Origin of the sequence: Mucilaginibacter polytrichastri, from assembly GCF_001911425.1 — a bacterium.
Taxonomy (GTDB): domain Bacteria; phylum Bacteroidota; class Bacteroidia; order Sphingobacteriales; family Sphingobacteriaceae; genus Mucilaginibacter; species Mucilaginibacter polytrichastri.
In genome coordinates, this window is sequence record NZ_MPPL01000001.1 from 4,610,846 (window position 1) to 4,626,677 (window position 15,832).

The 15,832-nt window shown below is 40.8% G+C and carries 17 protein-coding genes, 1 tRNA gene and 1 pseudogene; 13 read left to right on the forward strand and 6 right to left on the reverse strand.

Features of this window, described 5'->3' with window-relative positions; genetic code table 11:
• The 4 genes from RG47T_RS26480 to RG47T_RS19810 form a co-directional block, all read left to right on the forward strand.
• A partial coding sequence (locus RG47T_RS26480) for a hypothetical protein (RefSeq protein ID WP_216351083.1) occupies nt 1–220 on the forward strand: 220 nt, incomplete at its 5' end.
• Nucleotides 207–968, forward strand: coding sequence for a UDP-2,3-diacylglucosamine diphosphatase (locus RG47T_RS19800; protein WP_074491176.1), 762 nt, complete (start codon nt 207–209; stop codon nt 966–968). The genes RG47T_RS26480 and RG47T_RS19800, both read left to right, overlap by 14 nt.
• A gap of 109 nt (nt 969–1,077) precedes the next feature.
• Nucleotides 1,078–2,151: a peptide chain release factor 1 gene (gene prfA / locus RG47T_RS19805; protein ID WP_074491177.1), complete on the forward strand. Its 1,074-nt coding sequence runs from the start codon at nt 1,078–1,080 to the stop codon at nt 2,149–2,151.
• Nucleotides 2,152–2,213: 62 nt separating this feature from the next.
• Nucleotides 2,214–2,287 (forward strand) — tRNA-Asp (locus tag RG47T_RS19810).
• 76 nt (nt 2,288–2,363) lie between these two features.
• Here the strand turns inward: RG47T_RS19810 and RG47T_RS19815 are convergent.
• Nucleotides 2,364–3,616, reverse strand: a protein-coding gene (locus RG47T_RS19815; protein WP_139302423.1) for an IS3 family transposase whose coding sequence is annotated in 2 segments (ribosomal slippage) — nt 2,364–3,262 and nt 3,262–3,616 — 1,254 coding nt in all. Because the reading frame shifts where the segments join, the coding sequence is not laid out codon by codon here.
• 39 nt (nt 3,617–3,655) lie between these two features.
• On the opposite strand from RG47T_RS19815, the pseudogene RG47T_RS27115 reads away from it, so the two are divergent.
• The 4 genes and pseudogenes from RG47T_RS27115 to RG47T_RS19835 all read left to right on the forward strand — a co-directional run.
• Nucleotides 3,656–4,255: pseudogene (locus RG47T_RS27115) on the forward strand (phage integrase SAM-like domain and Arm DNA-binding domain-containing protein); the annotation flags it as partial.
• A 26-nt stretch (nt 4,256–4,281) separates the two neighbouring features.
• Nucleotides 4,282–4,515 carry a site-specific integrase gene (locus RG47T_RS26855; protein ID WP_253187566.1) on the forward strand — a complete coding sequence of 78 codons (234 nt, stop codon included), beginning with the start codon at nt 4,282–4,284 and terminating at the stop codon, nt 4,513–4,515.
• On the forward strand, nt 4,433–4,843 hold the full coding sequence (locus RG47T_RS26860; RefSeq protein WP_245770889.1) for a site-specific integrase: 411 nt from the start codon (nt 4,433–4,435) through the stop codon (nt 4,841–4,843). Before RG47T_RS26855 ends, RG47T_RS26860 begins: the two co-directional genes overlap by 83 nt.
• 280 nt (nt 4,844–5,123) lie before the next feature.
• Nucleotides 5,124–5,687 carry a Crp/Fnr family transcriptional regulator gene (locus RG47T_RS19835; protein ID WP_074491179.1) on the forward strand — a complete coding sequence of 188 codons (564 nt, stop codon included), beginning with the start codon at nt 5,124–5,126 and terminating at the stop codon, nt 5,685–5,687.
• Between the two features lie 396 nt (nt 5,688–6,083).
• On the opposite strand, the gene RG47T_RS19840 is transcribed toward RG47T_RS19835, so the two are convergent.
• From RG47T_RS19840 to RG47T_RS19855, 4 genes are all read right to left on the reverse strand, one after another.
• Nucleotides 6,084–6,617, reverse strand: a complete 534-nt coding sequence (locus RG47T_RS19840) for a VOC family protein (protein WP_074491180.1) — start codon at nt 6,615–6,617, stop codon at nt 6,084–6,086.
• A gap of 184 nt (nt 6,618–6,801) precedes the next feature.
• Nucleotides 6,802–7,572, reverse strand: coding sequence for a hypothetical protein (locus tag RG47T_RS19845; RefSeq protein WP_074491181.1), 771 nt, complete (start codon nt 7,570–7,572; stop codon nt 6,802–6,804).
• Nucleotides 7,573–7,590: 18 nt separating this feature from the next.
• Complete coding sequence (locus tag RG47T_RS19850) at nt 7,591–8,502, reverse strand: helix-turn-helix domain-containing protein (protein ID WP_074491182.1); 912 nt, start codon at nt 8,500–8,502, stop codon at nt 7,591–7,593.
• An 18-nt stretch (nt 8,503–8,520) separates the two neighbouring features.
• Complete coding sequence (locus tag RG47T_RS19855) at nt 8,521–9,501, reverse strand: SDR family oxidoreductase (protein ID WP_074491183.1); 981 nt, start codon at nt 9,499–9,501, stop codon at nt 8,521–8,523.
• 326 nt (nt 9,502–9,827) lie between these two features.
• Here RG47T_RS19855 and RG47T_RS19860 point away from each other — a divergent pair, with 326 nt between their 5' ends.
• The 4 genes from RG47T_RS19860 to RG47T_RS19875 all read left to right on the forward strand — a co-directional run bounded on the left by RG47T_RS19860 (nt 9,828) and on the right by RG47T_RS19875 (nt 13,212).
• Nucleotides 9,828–10,406 (forward strand): Crp/Fnr family transcriptional regulator, encoded by a 579-nt coding sequence (locus tag RG47T_RS19860; protein ID WP_074491184.1) that lies wholly within the window; start codon nt 9,828–9,830, stop codon nt 10,404–10,406.
• Nucleotides 10,407–10,493: 87 nt separating this feature from the next.
• Nucleotides 10,494–11,108 carry an MBL fold metallo-hydrolase gene (locus tag RG47T_RS19865; protein WP_074491185.1) on the forward strand — a complete coding sequence of 205 codons (615 nt, stop codon included), beginning with the start codon at nt 10,494–10,496 and terminating at the stop codon, nt 11,106–11,108.
• Nucleotides 11,109–11,674: 566 nt separating this feature from the next.
• Entirely contained in the window at nt 11,675–12,229 is a 555-nt protein-coding gene (locus tag RG47T_RS19870; RefSeq protein WP_074491186.1) for an RNA polymerase sigma-70 factor, read from the forward strand.
• Nucleotides 12,226–13,212, forward strand: coding sequence for a FecR family protein (locus tag RG47T_RS19875; RefSeq protein ID WP_074491187.1), 987 nt, complete (start codon nt 12,226–12,228; stop codon nt 13,210–13,212). Before RG47T_RS19870 ends, RG47T_RS19875 begins: the two co-directional genes overlap by 4 nt.
• Nucleotides 13,213–13,221: 9 nt before the next feature.
• On the opposite strand, the gene RG47T_RS19880 is transcribed toward RG47T_RS19875, so the two are convergent.
• Nucleotides 13,222–14,946 (reverse strand): peptidase associated/transthyretin-like domain-containing protein, encoded by a 1,725-nt coding sequence (locus RG47T_RS19880; RefSeq protein ID WP_083627468.1) that lies wholly within the window; start codon nt 14,944–14,946, stop codon nt 13,222–13,224.
• A gap of 175 nt (nt 14,947–15,121) precedes the next feature.
• On the opposite strand from RG47T_RS19880, the gene RG47T_RS26865 reads away from it, so the two are divergent.
• Nucleotides 15,122–15,832, forward strand: a 711-nt coding sequence (locus tag RG47T_RS26865; protein ID WP_253187544.1) for a TonB-dependent receptor, incomplete at its 3' end; no start/stop codon positions are given.

The following is a 15,832-nucleotide window of genomic DNA, read 5'->3' on the forward strand; positions in this document are numbered from 1 at the left end:
TACACTTGCCGCCACCGCCGCCTCACCCGCCGCGTCCAAGGTTGTAAAATATAATTGTGATCTACTTTTTTTCATACGCAGTACCGGCTTATTTGGTGCTGCGTTTTTTTTAAGCCAGTGCGCAAATCTGCTTTATCTAAACTCCCCAAATTTATGCCCAAAAATGACTTTCTGCTTTTCAACAGATACTCGTAATTTAGCCACGCATGTCAATACGTAACAAAATATACTTTGCGTCAGATTTTCATTTAGGCGCAGGCAGCTATACCACCCACCGAGAAAAAGAGCAGAAGATTGTGAGCTGGCTCGACATGATTAAAACCGATGCTTCAGAGTTATACCTAATCGGCGATATTTTTGATTTTTGGTTTGAATATAAAACAGTTATACCCCGTAATTATATCCGTTTTTTGGGCAAACTGGCCGAGTTGGCCGACTTGGGTATTAAACTTACCCTATTTAAAGGCAACCACGATATGTGGATGTTCGGTTATTTTGAGAAAGAACTGGGCGCAACCATCATCAGCAACGAACTGGTAATTGAACGCAACGGCAAAAAATTCTACCTGCATCACGGCGACGGGCTGGGCCCCGGTGATGCCAAGTATAAATTTTTGAAAAAGATTTTCCGCAGCCCGGTTTGCCAGTGGCTGTTTGAGCGGGTGCACCCTAACTTTGGCGTAGGTATAGCCAACGCATGGTCGCAGCATAGCCGCGCAACCGGCGATAACGATAAGCAACGCAGAATTGATGAGCAAGAATGGCTGATAGTCTACAGCAAAGAGATCTTACAAACTCAGTTTTATGATTACCTGGTATTTGGGCACCGCCACTTGGCTATGGATGTTAAACTGACCGAAAAAAGCCGCTACATTAACTTGGGCGAATGGGTAAAAGCCTGCACTTATGCAGTGTTTGACGGCACCGATATTAGCTTGCATACTTATACATTGCCTATTACCCAATAATTTTACTTCCGGCTTACCGGATGCTGCTATGCATCAGTTTAATATCTAACTGAAAAGCCGTACTTTTGCAAATCATTTGGCAAGTATTGCCGAATAGATCCATAATAATATGTTAGAGAAATTAGAAGCGATAAAACAGCGTTGGAAAACGGTAGAAGGCGAGCTAAGCAGCCCGGACGCAATGAGCGACATGAAACGTTTTGCCCAGCTGAGCAAAGAATATAAAGACCTTACCAGCATTGTAGAGGAATATAACATCTACAAAAATATCATGAGCAATATTGATGCTAACAAGGAAATTTTAGCTACTGAGAAAGATGAAGAATTTCGCGAGATGGCTAAAGCTGAGTTAGATGAATTGATTGGTCAGCGCGACGAGCGCGAAGAATTTATTCGCCTCATGCTGATCCCTAAAGACCCTGAGGATGCCAAGCATGCCATAGTTGAAATTCGTGGTGGTACAGGTGGTGATGAGGCCGCTCTTTTTGCAGGCGACCTTTACCGCATGTATATGCGCTATTGCGAACGTAGGGGATGGAAAACCGAGCTTGTTGACTACACAGAAGGAACGTCGGGTGGTTACAAAGAGGTTGTACTTAATGTAGTTGCCGATGACGCATACGGCACTCTAAAATACGAATCGGGCGTACACCGTGTACAACGTGTGCCTGATACAGAGACCCAGGGCCGTGTACATACCTCAGCAGCAACAGTAGTAGTATTGCCGGAAGTTGATGAGTTTGACATTGACCTACAGGTTAGCGATATCCGTAAAGATCTGTTCTGCGCTTCGGGCCCGGGCGGTCAGTCGGTTAATACCACCTATTCTGCCGTACGCTTAACCCACATCCCTACCGGTATTGTAGCGCAATGCCAGGATCAGAAATCTCAGTTAAAGAATTACGATAAGGCTTTAGGCGTATTACGATCGCGTGTTTACGAAATGGAATTGCAGAAACACCTGGAAGAAGTTTCTAAAAAACGCAAAACCATGGTATCAACCGGCGACCGTTCTGCCAAGGTGCGTACCTATAACTACCCTCAGGGCCGTGTAACCGAACACCGCATTGGCTTAACGATCTACAATTTACCGAACGTTATGAATGGTGACTTACAGGAAATTATGGAATCTTTGCAGTTTGCAGAAAACGCAGAAAAGCTAAAAGAAGGCACTGTAGCCTAACTTTTTTTAAATATTTTTTGGGATTGCAAATCCAATTCCTATCTTTGCAATCCCAAACGGGAGGAGTGGTAGTTCAGCTGGTTAGAATGCCTGCCTGTCACGCAGGAGGTCGCGGGTTCGAGTCCCGTCCATTCCGCTAAACATGTTAGCATAATGAGTAGTCCTGAAATAGGTTGACTATTTTTTGATTGCACAAACATTGATAAAAAAGCTCAAACATCCACTAAAGATGTTTGAGCTTTTTTGTTGTATGTCCTTAGTTTGATGGCTTGCTGGTTGTGCATTTGCTTTGGTGTAAGCATACTGCAGCTTAGGTGTGGTCTTTGATTATTATAAGTAACTATACTTTGGTCGGTTTGCAATGAGGCGTCTATAAGATCCTCCATTTGATCTGACAGGCCGAACTCATCTTTCAGAATACCATTTACTCGTTCGGCAATAGCATTTTCATAAGGGTCACCATTTTCTGTCATAGATATTCTTATTCCATTTCGAATAAGACAAGATGTATAAAGCTTACTGCAATACTGTAAACCGCGGTCTGAATGATGTATCAACACATTACTTTTATATTGCCGGTTCTCAATAGCCATTTGTAAGGCTTTAAGTGTTGAAGCTGCTTCCATGTTGTTGCAGAGTTCATATCCCATAATGCGTTTGGAATAGGCATCTGTAATTAAATGAAGATACAGATTGCCATCCTTTGCATCCAGGTAGGTAATATCGGCTACCCAAAGCTGTTCAGGACGAACAATGAGCATCTCTTTGATCAGATTAGGATATTTGCGCAACCAGTGTTTTGAGTTAGTCGTTAAAGTATACCTTTTCCGTTTTAAAACAAGCAACCCTTCGTCCCGAAGCAGGTCAAATAGATAATCCCTGCCTATCAAGACATTATTTTCTTTTAGCAAATAGTGAAGTTTGCGTGTGCCTAATCGCGGCATACTTCTGCGTAATTGCAAGACCGATGCTCTGGCCTGTTTGCGTAAAATAATCTTCTCTTGTCGTTGCTTAATCTGTTTATAGTAAGCCTGTTTACTCAGGCCAAACAATACGCAAAACATACTTACTTTTCTTGGATACATTTTGGCAAGCTCACTGATTGTTTGGCGCCGTCTTTTTTTAAGATGTTTATGCCATCTTCCTTTTCAGCAATCTCAATCAATTTCTCGTAAGCCACTAATTTAAGCTTGGCTTCTTCCAGTTGCTTCTCCAGGTCTTTGATACGTTGTTTTTGTGGATCTTTCATCGGCCGGCCTAATGCACCTTTTTCAGGATGGTGCAATTTACCATACTTACGGCACCATTGCAATATCACTGAATTGCCGCCTAAACCATATTTGGCTTGTAACTGATCTTTGTTCAAAAACCCTCGTTCATATTCCTGAACAACTTTCTTTTTGAACGATAAACTGTAGCGCCCGCCCGGGCTTACATGTTTTGATTTAATTCTTTGACTTTCCATTTGTTGACTATATTTTAGTCAACTTTTTTCAGGACGAGACAAAATTTAAAAAAAGGCCCCCTTTACATTTATCTGAAAATAACGGTAGATGGCAAATCAGTTGAATTGTCTTCCAAAAGAAAATGGGAACCCCTCAAATGGAACTATTCATCTGCGAGAGCTATCGGGACCAGAGAGGACGCTAAAGAATTAAACTATTTTTTAGATACCTTAGAGTTACAAGTATTTCAAGCGAAAAGGTCGCTAATTGAAGCTGACCGTGAAATATCCGCTCAAGGAATCAGGGACATCATTACTGGTAATGTTGAACAACGCAAAAGGATACTGGAAGTGTTTAAAGAACACAATGCACAAATGAAAGCATTACAAGGTGTGGATTTTGCGGCCAGCACCATGAAACGTTACAATATTTCTTATAACCATACGAGAGACTTCATTAAATGGAAATATAATGCGGAAGATAGGGATATCAGGGATCTGGATCATGAATTCATATCGCAGTATGCCTTTTGGTTGAAGACTGTGAGAAATTGTGACCATAATACCACTATGAAATATTTGGTGAACTTTAAAAAGATCGTACTGATCTGTGTGAAGAGTAAATGGCTGCTAGGAGACCCTTTTCCAATTTCAAATTGACGAGAAAGCCATTGGAGAGAACCGCATTGAGTGACGAAGAACTACAACGGATAGCTGGGAAAGATTTTGATAATGAACGGTTAAGTAACGTCAGGGATATATTCCTATTTAGTTGCTATACCGGGCTGGCTTATGTAGATGTGAAGAATTTAAAACGGGGAGATATTCAGAAGGGGGGTGGATGGGGAACAATGGATCTTTATCAACCGGCAAAAAACAAATGTCTTATCAAGGATCCCCCTCTTAAAGGAAGCGCATAGAATTATAAAGCAATATGACCGGCATCCTAAATATGTAGTAACAGGCGTAGTACTTCCAGTGCTGATCAATCAAAAGATGAACTCGTATATTAAAGAAATAGCGGACTGCTGCGGTATTAAGTCAGAGTTAACTTACCACATTGCCCGTCATAAATTTGCGACGACAGTGACCCTGAACAATGGTGTACCCATAGAAACGGTATCTAAAATGCTGGGGCATGTCACCATCAAACAAACGCAACATTATGCTAAGACACTGGACTTTAAAATAAGTGAAGACATGAGCAAGTTGAAGAAGCGATTGATAAAAAAAGGAGCATTAGTGTAGAAATACATCGGCGGCATAAGAAAGCATCTTTTTTAAGTCGCCGACCTGATGAAAATGGTTCAGCAAATGGAACCAGTTGATAAAATACTTAACATTAGTCTCCGGCGTATGTACCCCTCGCTTTGATCAGGAACTCCGGCAACGATTGGGCGGAATGACTTTAAGGATTCCCTGGTTTATAACCGGGTGCCGTCATCAGGACGTCAAACTTGCCTACCCTAAATGCTTTGCAGGAGCAGCATTTTGTTTAGTTTCGTTCGGCAATTAAATCTACATATCAATGCAGGAACTCTCTGATTTTATCAGATCAAAAATAAGTATTAATGATATAGAGCTTGCAGCTATCATTTCGAATTTTAAAATTAAGCAGGTAAAAAAGGGACAGCTGGTCTTAAAACGCGGACAGATAGCTCACCAATACTTCTTTATTAAAACCGGTGCCCTTCGTTTCTTTTATGGAGAATTTGACCGGCAGCTTACGGCATGGGTGGTTTTCAAAGATGAATTTTTCACCGAGATTTCCAGCTTAAATCCGCAAAAGCCTACCCGTTTCAACATAGAAGCCATAGAAGACACAGAACTGATTTACATAGATAAACCGGAAATGGAAATTCTTTACAAAACATTTCCAGCATGGCAGGAGTTCGGGCGAATTACCTGGGAACCTATGGCTGTCAGGATGATCGATCATATCCTCAATTTTCAAACGTTATCTGCCGAAGAGCGCTATCTTGAATTTATGGCAAATTCAGAACTGATCAAAAGAGTTCCTGTTAAACAGATCGCCTCGTACTTAGGTATTACCCCCAACGCTTTAAGCAGGATCAGAAAAAATTTAAAGTAAAATTATTAACTGGATAAACCACACCTGATTGACCCGTTCGACCAATTTCAAAATGACCACTTTTAGTGCTTATTTTCAGGCTTTTAGGAAAAGAAAGCAAATTGGCGAAAAGGGGGCAGTGCTATTGGTTTATCCACTATAGGCGGAAAAAGTTATTTCGGGTTATATTTTATCTTAGTCGGATGAGCAAGTCGCGAATATTGGATATCCAGACAACTAATCATAGCCCGATATTCAAACCGTATATTCCAAAATGCTTATTTTAATTCAATCCTTAAACCAAGATTGAAATGACAAATAGCCTCATTGGCTTACTTCTGCCTTAAAGCTTGGTTTTTCCAATAGAAGTTATCTGCCAGGTGTCTCAGTGTAATGTAACACCACAATTAAAAATGGTCATCTGTTTTCAAAAAAACGTTTCAGTGTTTTTAATGCTTCATCTAAAGATTTTTGAATGTACGCAATGCCCTGTACTGCTTCAGGAGTAGACGCTATTCGTCCAATTTCCTCAGGTTTCGTAAAGTCAATTTCTTCAATGCGTTGATTTATCCACCATAGGTTTCCAAATGGATCAATAATTCTGCAAACCTTTTCTCCAAACCATAGAGCAGTAATGTCAGTTACTGATTTAGCCCCAAGCTTTATGGATTTTTGATAAACAGCCTCAACATCCTCGACGTACAAATTTAGAAAACTTGGAGTCGGCGGCCAGCCTTCTCTCGAATCAAAAAGCATAATTAATGCATCTCCGATTTTTACAACTACATGAATGATAGCTCCTTCTTCATTTGTAATTCTGCTGTGAGGAATCTCTTCCGCAGCAAAAGCAACCTTTAAAAATTCAATTAATTTGGCTGAGGACGGAGAAATAATCCAAGGTGTTACAGTGGTGTAGTGCTCAGGCACTGTGTTAAGTTTTTTCGCTTCCATAATAGTAATGAGATTATTTGTTTATTCAAAGATATTTGAGGTTAATGACAACCCTATGTCAGTAGTAAATATTAAAGCAAAATTAAAATGCAATTTAATGAGACCAAAACAGGTTAAGTTGCAGCCACGACAGGCACGTTATAGTAGTGATGCTGTTTCTGGCAATTGATCTCACTCAGTTGTTTTACCAAAAGCTTAATAACGGTTTGCTGTTAAGTGCTTGTACCAGGCAGAAAAGCGCCAAAGCCCCATAAACTAATCCTAAAACGATAACCAATTTAATATCCCTGAGCAAATAATAAGCAATTAGCGGTAATACCTGCAATGCATGCATTCCCACAAAATGGGCGATACGCAGATCGCCATATTTACGGCTCCAGTTAAGCAACGGTAAACCATCGCCATCGCCCGAACCGCCAACACTATGTGAACCGTTGGCACCCATGACGGCACCCTCAAACGCAAATACGACAAATAAAAATATGCCTATACGAATAGCCCAGAGGTAATAGCCGGGGAGTTCGGGGAATTCTTTGGTACAAAATAAAATACCAATATAGCCGGTATACAAAGTGGCGGCAATGGCTGCAATGGCCATGGCCGCAGTAAGCGACGTATAAAGCGATGAACTGACGTTATAATGCGACAAATGACCACGAGCAGCTTGAAAAGTGATGTAAAACAACTCGAATCCCAATAGTATAATGGTTGTCCAGCTATAGGTGCTAACCTGGCTAGGTAGTTCAAGATACCCGGTGTACCAGCCCATCGTCCAGCTAAATATACCGATGGACAAAGCGAATTTAAAAGGCTTATACCAGGCATTAACCCCATTTATCTGAACATGGCTGAATTTTGCGATCAGCAACACGACAACAGCGCTTAAAATGCAGGTCAGTCCAAAGTAAAACAAGGGCTCATTTCTGGATCTTAAAACAGCAAAAAAATCGATCATAATTTATGGATATGTCTGTTAATTAAATGTAGCCCGAAACTCCAGGGGCGAAAGATTAGTTTTACTCTTAAATAATTTACTGAAGGATGGTGGGTGTTCAAAACCTAACGCATAGGCGATCTCGCTGATCGACAGGTCTGTAAGGGATAGTTTTTCCTTCGCTTTTTCGATAAGCTTTTCGTGAATGTGTTGTTGCGTACTTTGACCGGTCAATGCTTTTAGCAATGCGCTTAAATATGTGGGGGATATATTTAAAGTATCGGCAATGAATTGTACGGTTGGCAATCCTTTTTGGATCAAGTCGTCACTGTTAAAATATCCCTCAAGCATTTCTTCCACGCGGTTCAGGATCTGATGGCTACTGATCTTCCTGGTCAAAAACTGGCGGTTGTAAAACCGGTCACAATATTGGAGTAATAGCTCAATTTGTGCAACGATCAAGCCCTGGCTGAACTTATCGATGTTGGCATGATATTCCTGTTTGATCAGCTGGGCAATACCGCCAATGGTTGTCTCTTCTTTCTCAGAGAGAAAAAGTGCCTCATTTGCCGAATAGTCAAAGAACTCATAATGCCTGATCGTTTTTGCCAACGGTGTCCCCCATAAAAAATCCGGGTGAACAAGCAACATCCAGCCTGAAGTTTTATAATCGTGATCAGCATCAAATGAAAATACCTGTTTGGGTGCAATGAAAAACATGACACCTTCATCAAAATCGTAGGCCTGCTGTCCATAGGTATATTTGATCTTACCCTCAAAATTCCTTTTTAGCGAAATGACATAAAAATCAAACACAACGTTGATCCGGCTGTTCCCTGCCGGTGGTTTGAAATCATCCATGCTGATGACGCTTACTAACGGGTGTTCCGGTTTGGCTATCTCCAAAACCTGATGGTATTGGCTGATGGTTTTCATTTGATAGGGTTCCATATTCTTTACTAATCTAACCTATTTTGAATTGTAAGCCGCTGCAAATTCCTGAGCGAAATCTTTCATTTTCACTTTGCCCATTGTCGGTATGTTTTTGTAATAATCTTCAAACAAGATCCCGCCGTTACGCTGGCTGGCGTTCATTTCCGTAATATCATTTGCCAGGCTTAAAGGCATTTTATATTTTAATAATGCATCCAGCATTTGCTTATCGCTGATGGTTACCCATTTTAGATAAGGTTTGCCTACCGCATCGCCAAGCGTAGTAGCAATTGCATTACATGTTAAATCTTCGCTCGCTACGTAGCGTACCTTGCGCCCTTTCAAAGTCGATGTCAGTTCATCTGAGATCGCAGCTGCAATATCAATTGGTGACACCCATGGCATTTTGTCTTCAGCGCCATAATTAGATACAATAAGCCCTTTTTTTCCTTGCAGCAAACCTGTTAAGCCGTAATGACGAAGCGTTAAAAACAGACCTACAAAGCCTTTCAAAAAGCCTTCCCCTTTTACAATATCCATAAACTGATACAGGTTGTAGTAAAAACCCACGGGCCGCATAAACGTGATCGTTACATCTGCAGGTAGCTGCTTTAAAACCTGCTCTGCCACAAAATGGAAGGCCAGCAATCCGTTTCCCTTATCGGTATGAGCCCCTATACTGCTGAGGTGAACTACCTTTTTAACGCCCGATTGCTGAATAGCCGCAACATAATTGTTTGTGAGCCTGCGCGCTTCTTCCCTCGCATCAAGATTGGGATTTTCCTGAAATTTAAACGGCGGCAGCATGGTGTAAACCGCATCGGCACCGGTAAATGTTTTTGCCAGAAAACTGACGTCCTCAACTGAACCGATGGCTGCTATTGCGCCTATGGCTTCAATATCCTTTTGTTTGTCCGGGTTACTGCTGATCACCGTTACCGCGTGACCTTTTTGTACTAACTCCTTAGCAAGTGGCTTGCTGATGTGTCCCAAAGAACCTGTTATAATAATTTTCATTTCTTTTGTTTTTATTTATAACAAATGTCTGCTTAACGAATCAGCCGAACGTAGCCAAACCTGTGATTGTCATAGCCATTTTTATGATACGGGAGGGAAAGTATAATACTAAATTATTTATGGTCTTCTAACAAATTGACACGCTCAATATCGACAAATGTATGCAGGTCATTTTCTATCTTGAAGTCGCTCCCAGCGAATAATGCCATATTGGGTCACAATTATTTGATCTGGCCAGGGAAGCGAACAAGTAAGAACATATTGTAGCTTGGTATTATCTATAAAAGCTTAATTTTATAGCCTATTATGCCTTCTAAAATCATCCTATGTCCCAGTTACTCCGAACACATATAGAAGCGATTTGCCCGCTGAGTGATGAAGAATTTGCCCATATCTTATCACATTTCAAGTTAAGAAAACTGAAAAAGCATGCTTTCCTGGTGCAAGAAGGCGAATATGTAAGGCAGGAGTACTTCGTTTTAAAAGGCTGTTTAAAAGCTTATATAGCCGACCCTGAAACAGGTAATGAGTTTATTTACCAGTTTGGCGCAGAAGACTGGTGGATGACAGGTCGGGAAGCTTTTTTTAAGGAAACGAAGGCCACTATTAATATCGATTGCCTGGAAGATTGTGAAGTGCTCGGTATTACATTGGAAGACCGTAATAAATTAGGTGCAGATCTTTGGAAGTATGAGCATTTTCTACAGGTAAAGGCAAACCTGGGATATATTTCATTGCAGAAACGCTTGCAGTTGATGATCATGGGGACTGCGAAGGATCGCTACGAACATTTTATCCGTCAATACCGTCAATACCCTCAATTATTCAGCCGTATTCCTAAGACACACATTGCTTCATACCTTGGGGTAACGCGTGAAACGCTAAGCCGCTTATACCGCCGTTAACGTGATATTTGTCACAAAATCAAAGTGACGTTTATCCTGTGTGCCGCCAAAAAAATCCTGGAATTTTGTTTCATTAAATAATTAGATATGAAACATACATTTTTGGCTTCTAAAGCACTATTAAAATTGACCGCTGCCGGGATCTTTTCGATCGGCATCCTGATGAATACTTCTACCACATTTGCCCAAACAGCAAATCAGGCACAAGCTCCCCAACCGGGTTACTATCGGTTGCCGGTCGGAGATTTCGAAGTGATCGCCCTTTCTGATGGAACTGTTCCACAAAACTTTCATCAGTTGCTTACCAATGTAAAACCTGGGGAGATCGATCGTTTGTTGAAATTGAGTTACCAGTCAGATCCTGTAGAACTTTCTGTTAACGGTTACCTTATCAAAAAAGGAAATGAGCTGGTACTTGTTGATGCAGGGACGGCTGAGGCATACGGACCTACGCTTGGACATTTAACAGAAAGCCTTCGACGCGCCGGCTATCAGCCTGAGCAAATCAATGCCGTTCTGCTCACCCATATTCACATCGATCATACCGGCGGATTAATGGATAAGGGGAAACTGGCGTTTCCTAACGCAACTATTAGCCAGTCTTTTAAATGCCTGCTGCTTGTCTTTACAGATGGTGAAGATTTGCCCCAGCCGGATCGACAGGTTGTAGGCTTTGAGGAGCAAGAAATACCTGGGAAATAACAGCTCGCCCTTTCTTTTAGCCTCCACTATAGCTTTGTTCTCTTGTTCTAATGCTTCCCAGCGATATTTGATCCTTGCCTCCTGAACCGCGTCATAAGCCAGCTTTTGTACATGCAACTGGTCATTGCGACACATTTACAATTATTGCGATAGGTTTAGAGATTAAGAGAACAAAAAATTTATAAGTAATTGGATTTTAAAGTTTTGCAGCATTAATCACATTTACTTTAAGTGACTGTGGATTGTAATATTTCATTGAATTACTTGATGGGATATTAATTGTAGTCCCTAAGTAAGGGTAAACGGCTTTTAAAGAGTCATTGCTTATATTGTATAAAAAAGGCCACGAAATTTAACATGCAAAAATAGAATTATGAATTTTCAAACACTAACTGAATATTTGCTTTCCGCTATATCACTATCCATAATCTTAACATTGTAAATTTAACATATACAATTAAGTTGCTAATAAAAACACCTTTGCTATGTGTAATTTAAGTTGAGTATATATAAGTTATCAATAACTTGAAGAACTTTATAAACGGTAATGAGTAACCAAATTTGGAATGAAACTGTTAAAAGATGATAGTGAGGCTGTATTTGAGCAGCTATATAAAACCTATTTCAGGCAGTTGCATGCTTATGCCTTTACTATATTAAAAGACTGGGATGTTGCCGAAGAGGTTGTACAAGGTTTATTCCTGCAATTTTGGGAAAATAGAAAATGGTCAACGGCGGTGTCTTTAAAGGCTTACTTATATAAATCAATTTACCATGACTGTTTGAATTATATCAGAAGGCAAAAAGTAGCGCTTAAATATCAAACCTTTACTGCTTATGCAATGAAAAATGAAACAGATGATGCTGCAGGACGATTGAATTTAAGTGAATTAGAGAAGGATCTGGATTCGGCCCTTGATAAATTGCCCGATAAATGCCGTGAGGTATTTCAACTTAGCCGCTTTGAGGAATTAAAGTATAAGGAGATAGCAGATCACCTGGATATTTCAGTAAAAACTGTAGAAACCCATATTGGGAAAGCCCTAAGGATATTGAAAAAAGAAATGCAAGCATATTTGCCATTAATTATAATGATGTTATTTAACAGGTTTAGATCATGAAACAGGATGTAAGCGAAGAAATGCTGATCAGGTATTTACTGAAAGAGGCGGTTGCCGAAGAAGAAAAGGCAGTAAAAGATTGGGTACAAGAGAGCGAGGCCAATGCCAGGGAGTTAGAGGGTATGAAAATGATCTTTGAATCTGGCAAACAGCTGGCTCCTGTTAGCCCCTTGAAAGCAGATGCGGCATGGGATAAATTTAAAGAACTTCGTTCGGCAGCGCAACAGAATGATAAAAAACTTAGAAGCTTATACCCGGCTGCAAACTGGTTCCGTGTAGCCGCGGCGGTTACCATTTTTGTGGGTATTGGCTGTTTATTATTTAATATATTGAAAAACAAGGCCGATAATCCTGGAAATATGGTGAGCATCAGAACATTGAAAAATGTAAAGGTGGTAACACTTCCCGATGGCTCAATTATACATATCAATAAAAACTCATCTATCACCTATGCAAGTAATTTTAACTCCCGTAGAGTGATAACGCTTTCGGGCGAAGCGTTTTTTAAGGTAAAACACAACGAGGACGCACCATTTACGGTGATAACGAATGACCTGACGATCAAAGACGTTGGAACGGCGTTTAACGTAAATGGCAAAAACCACCGCACAGAAGTTATTGTGGAGAGTGGCATCGTTCAGATAGGTCATTCATCTGCCAGTGTTAGGCTTAACGCGAATGAGATGGTTACTATTAAAGCTGGCGAGCGGAACATGACGGTGCAGCGAAGTACTGATATTCTTTACAATTATTACAGAACAAATCAGTTTGTGGCATTTAATACACCACTCCACCGGTTGGTTGATGTGTTAAATGAAGCATATGACCAAAAAATTATCATTTCAAACAAATTGGTGATTAATGAGCCTATTACCGTTACCATAAACAGAGATGATTCCCTGGCCAGGATACTGAACGTTATTAAAGGTACTACACCGGCATTAAATATCGTTAAGAACGGGAATGGCTATTCAATTCAGTAATTTTGATGGTTACCACACATATTGAATTCCCATGGTGAGGCCGGCATGTAGGGCCGTTATGCCGTCTTGGTTGTAACGTTTGCTAAACACCCATCCGTTAAGATCAGCATCTGAAGCATCACCCGCGTGAACTTCCTGAATGGATGGGCCGGCAAATACCCTTAAGGTTTTGGTAAATCTATAACCAGGCAATAACTTTAGCCCATTTGTTTGATACAAATTTTTCCTCATATTAAAGGTTTGCTGATTAACATATTCTCCATCTAAAGAAAACCTGCTTCTGTGAATGATATGGGCGCCAATACCTAAACTTAAAGCATAGGCAGGGCGAACATTAAACTTAAACGCTGTGCCCACCAACCCATAAAGCACCCTGCCTCCAGACCGCAGATCAATATGGGTGAACCATAATTCATCAGTACTAACAGCTATGCTTTTTTCGCCGGTTTTAACCAGGTTGATAAGCCCTACGGGGTAATCGCTGCTATCGGCAACATTTATCAGCATAGCCAGCTGAAATCCCTTTACCTTTTTGCCTACATTGAAAAGCCCGGAAATTTGCGAGCCTGTTTGTCCCGATGACCAATTTCCCAATCCGGCAAGCTGTATGCCCTTCGTTTCAGCGGCCATATTAAACAAGCCCGCAAGCTGCATCCCGCTGTTTTTTCCTTTGGTTTTATTGATAAGCCCTGCAACCTGTAAACCCCTTGCCATTGAATCTATATTTGCACAACCGGCAAGTTGCACACCAAAGGCACTTTTGTATACATTATTATAAATACCGGCCGCCTGTAAGCCGCTTACATTGCCGCCCACAAGGTTAAAAGCACCAGCTAACTGAACGTATTGCATATTTTTGCGATTGATGTTAAATACCCCTCCCGCTTCAATACCGTTAATACCCGCGGTATACCCGCCTAACAGGTTAAGTGATACATGGTCAATCACCTGGCTATTGTACATGCCATGTGAACTAAGGCCGGGTGTAAGCGAAATTTGGTAGGCGCTTGTGGCAAAGTAATTACCCAGATTCATGCCCTGTATTATTTGTTTCGAACTGATAAAAAGCCGTGCGAAGCGGTTAGATTCGAGCCGCTTTCCTGTTCCTTCGGGGTAATAATCATAGTTCTTCGCAACCTTATGGTAATATACTTTAACTTCACTCAGTATAAACAGGGAAGTGTCCCGGTAGCTTTCCTTACTAACCGTTAACCCAACAGAACCAGCACCGGCCTTGAGCTTTAACTCAAAGTTTCCGTCGGCATCTGTCAATGACGAGATCAAAAGATTTTTTTCGTAAACACTCGCGTTTTTTATACGCGCCCCACTCACATTATCGCAAATATTTCCTTTTACTACTACCTCGTTATCTTGTGTTATAACAACCTCAGCGGTGATGGAAAGTCTGTTTGGTGTATGCCGAAGTACCACGTAACCGTCGATATCCTTAAACTCATAATTACTACCTAACAACTTGGTAAGTAAAATGAATAAAGAACCGCTATATCCTTGCAAAGAAATAAGGCTGTCAGATGGTATGGTGTTATTATTATAGGCAAAGCTAAACCGGCCATTTTGGGAAATATTCTGTAAAACTTTTCCAATGGGCTGTTGCCTGATACTCCCTATAGTAATCTCCCGGTTTAAATTCTTCTGCGCAAAAAGTGCCGGACCAAAAAAAACGGATAGTAAGCTAACATGGATGAGCAGAACAATTTTTCGGAATTGAGGCATGTTCAAAATTAGTTAATAAACAGAATTCGTAGAAAATAAATCCAGATGGCATGTTTATGGCTAAACAATAAGCAATAATAATTTTCATAATGGAGTAAGGGTAAACAAGGTTAAGTGTGTCACAAGTGCAAATAAGCCGAAAAACGAAGCTCAAATTGCACATAACACACACAAAATGCACAACTTAAAACACCTATTACTCTTTTTATTCTTTAGTCCACCTATGCTTTTGCTGGCGCAGTCTGCAAAAACATATACCATTTCAGGAACCATCAAAGATCTGGCTTCGGGCGAAACCCTACCAGGTGCAACTGTTCGGCTGTTGGAATTACCAGGCAAAGGTGTAAGTACAAATGCTTACGGGTTTTATTCGCTCACCGTATCAGAAGGAACATACACCGTATTAACATCTTATACTGGCTATGCTACGGATACCTTAAAAATTCAATTGAATAAAAATACGCTAGCCAATATTCACCTCACCTCAGGACAAGGGCAGCTTCAGGAAGTGAAAATTACCAGCAGTTCTGCCAGAACCAGTAACATTATGATTGCGCCGGCCGGACTGCAAAAACTATCTGTTAAAGACATTAAAAATATTCCTGTATTGTTAGGCGAAAAAGATGTTTTAAAAACCATTCAACTCCTGCCGGGCATTGTTTCTGCCGGCGATGGCAACGCCGGCTTTTTTGTGCGCGGCGGTGGTTCTGATCAAAACCTTATCCTGCTGGATGAGGCTACGGTTTATAATCCATCGCACGTTTTAGGTTTTTTCTCGGTTTTTAATTCAGATGCTATTAAAGACATCTCGGTTTACAAGGGAGGGATGCCTGCAAGCTATGGCGGGCGCCTGTCTTCGGTAGAAGACGTACAAATGAACGATGGT

What these genes read in the sequence shown, in the direction of transcription:
- RG47T_RS19800 (WP_074491176.1), top strand. Translation starts at nt 207, where the DNA reads ATGTCAATACGTAACAAAATATACTTTGCGTCAGATTTTCATTTAGGC.
- prfA (WP_074491177.1), top strand. Translation starts at nt 1,078, where the DNA reads ATGTTAGAGAAATTAGAAGCGATAAAACAGCGTTGGAAAACGGTAGAA.
- RG47T_RS19835 (WP_074491179.1), top strand. Translation starts at nt 5,124, where the DNA reads ATGCAGGAACTCTCTGATTTTATCAGATCAAAAATAAGTATTAATGAT.
- RG47T_RS19840 (WP_074491180.1), bottom strand. Translation starts at nt 6,617, where the DNA reads ATGGAAGCGAAAAAACTTAACACAGTGCCTGAGCACTACACCACTGTA.
- RG47T_RS19845 (WP_074491181.1), bottom strand. Translation starts at nt 7,572, where the DNA reads ATGATCGATTTTTTTGCTGTTTTAAGATCCAGAAATGAGCCCTTGTTT.
- RG47T_RS19850 (WP_074491182.1), bottom strand. Translation starts at nt 8,502, where the DNA reads ATGGAACCCTATCAAATGAAAACCATCAGCCAATACCATCAGGTTTTG.
- RG47T_RS19855 (WP_074491183.1), bottom strand. Translation starts at nt 9,501, where the DNA reads ATGAAAATTATTATAACAGGTTCTTTGGGACACATCAGCAAGCCACTT.
- RG47T_RS19860 (WP_074491184.1), top strand. Translation starts at nt 9,828, where the DNA reads ATGTCCCAGTTACTCCGAACACATATAGAAGCGATTTGCCCGCTGAGT.
- RG47T_RS19865 (WP_074491185.1), top strand. Translation starts at nt 10,494, where the DNA reads ATGAAACATACATTTTTGGCTTCTAAAGCACTATTAAAATTGACCGCT.
- RG47T_RS19870 (WP_074491186.1), top strand. Translation starts at nt 11,675, where the DNA reads ATGAAACTGTTAAAAGATGATAGTGAGGCTGTATTTGAGCAGCTATAT.
- RG47T_RS19875 (WP_074491187.1), top strand. Translation starts at nt 12,226, where the DNA reads ATGAAACAGGATGTAAGCGAAGAAATGCTGATCAGGTATTTACTGAAA.
- RG47T_RS19880 (WP_083627468.1), bottom strand. Translation starts at nt 14,946, where the DNA reads ATGCCTCAATTCCGAAAAATTGTTCTGCTCATCCATGTTAGCTTACTA.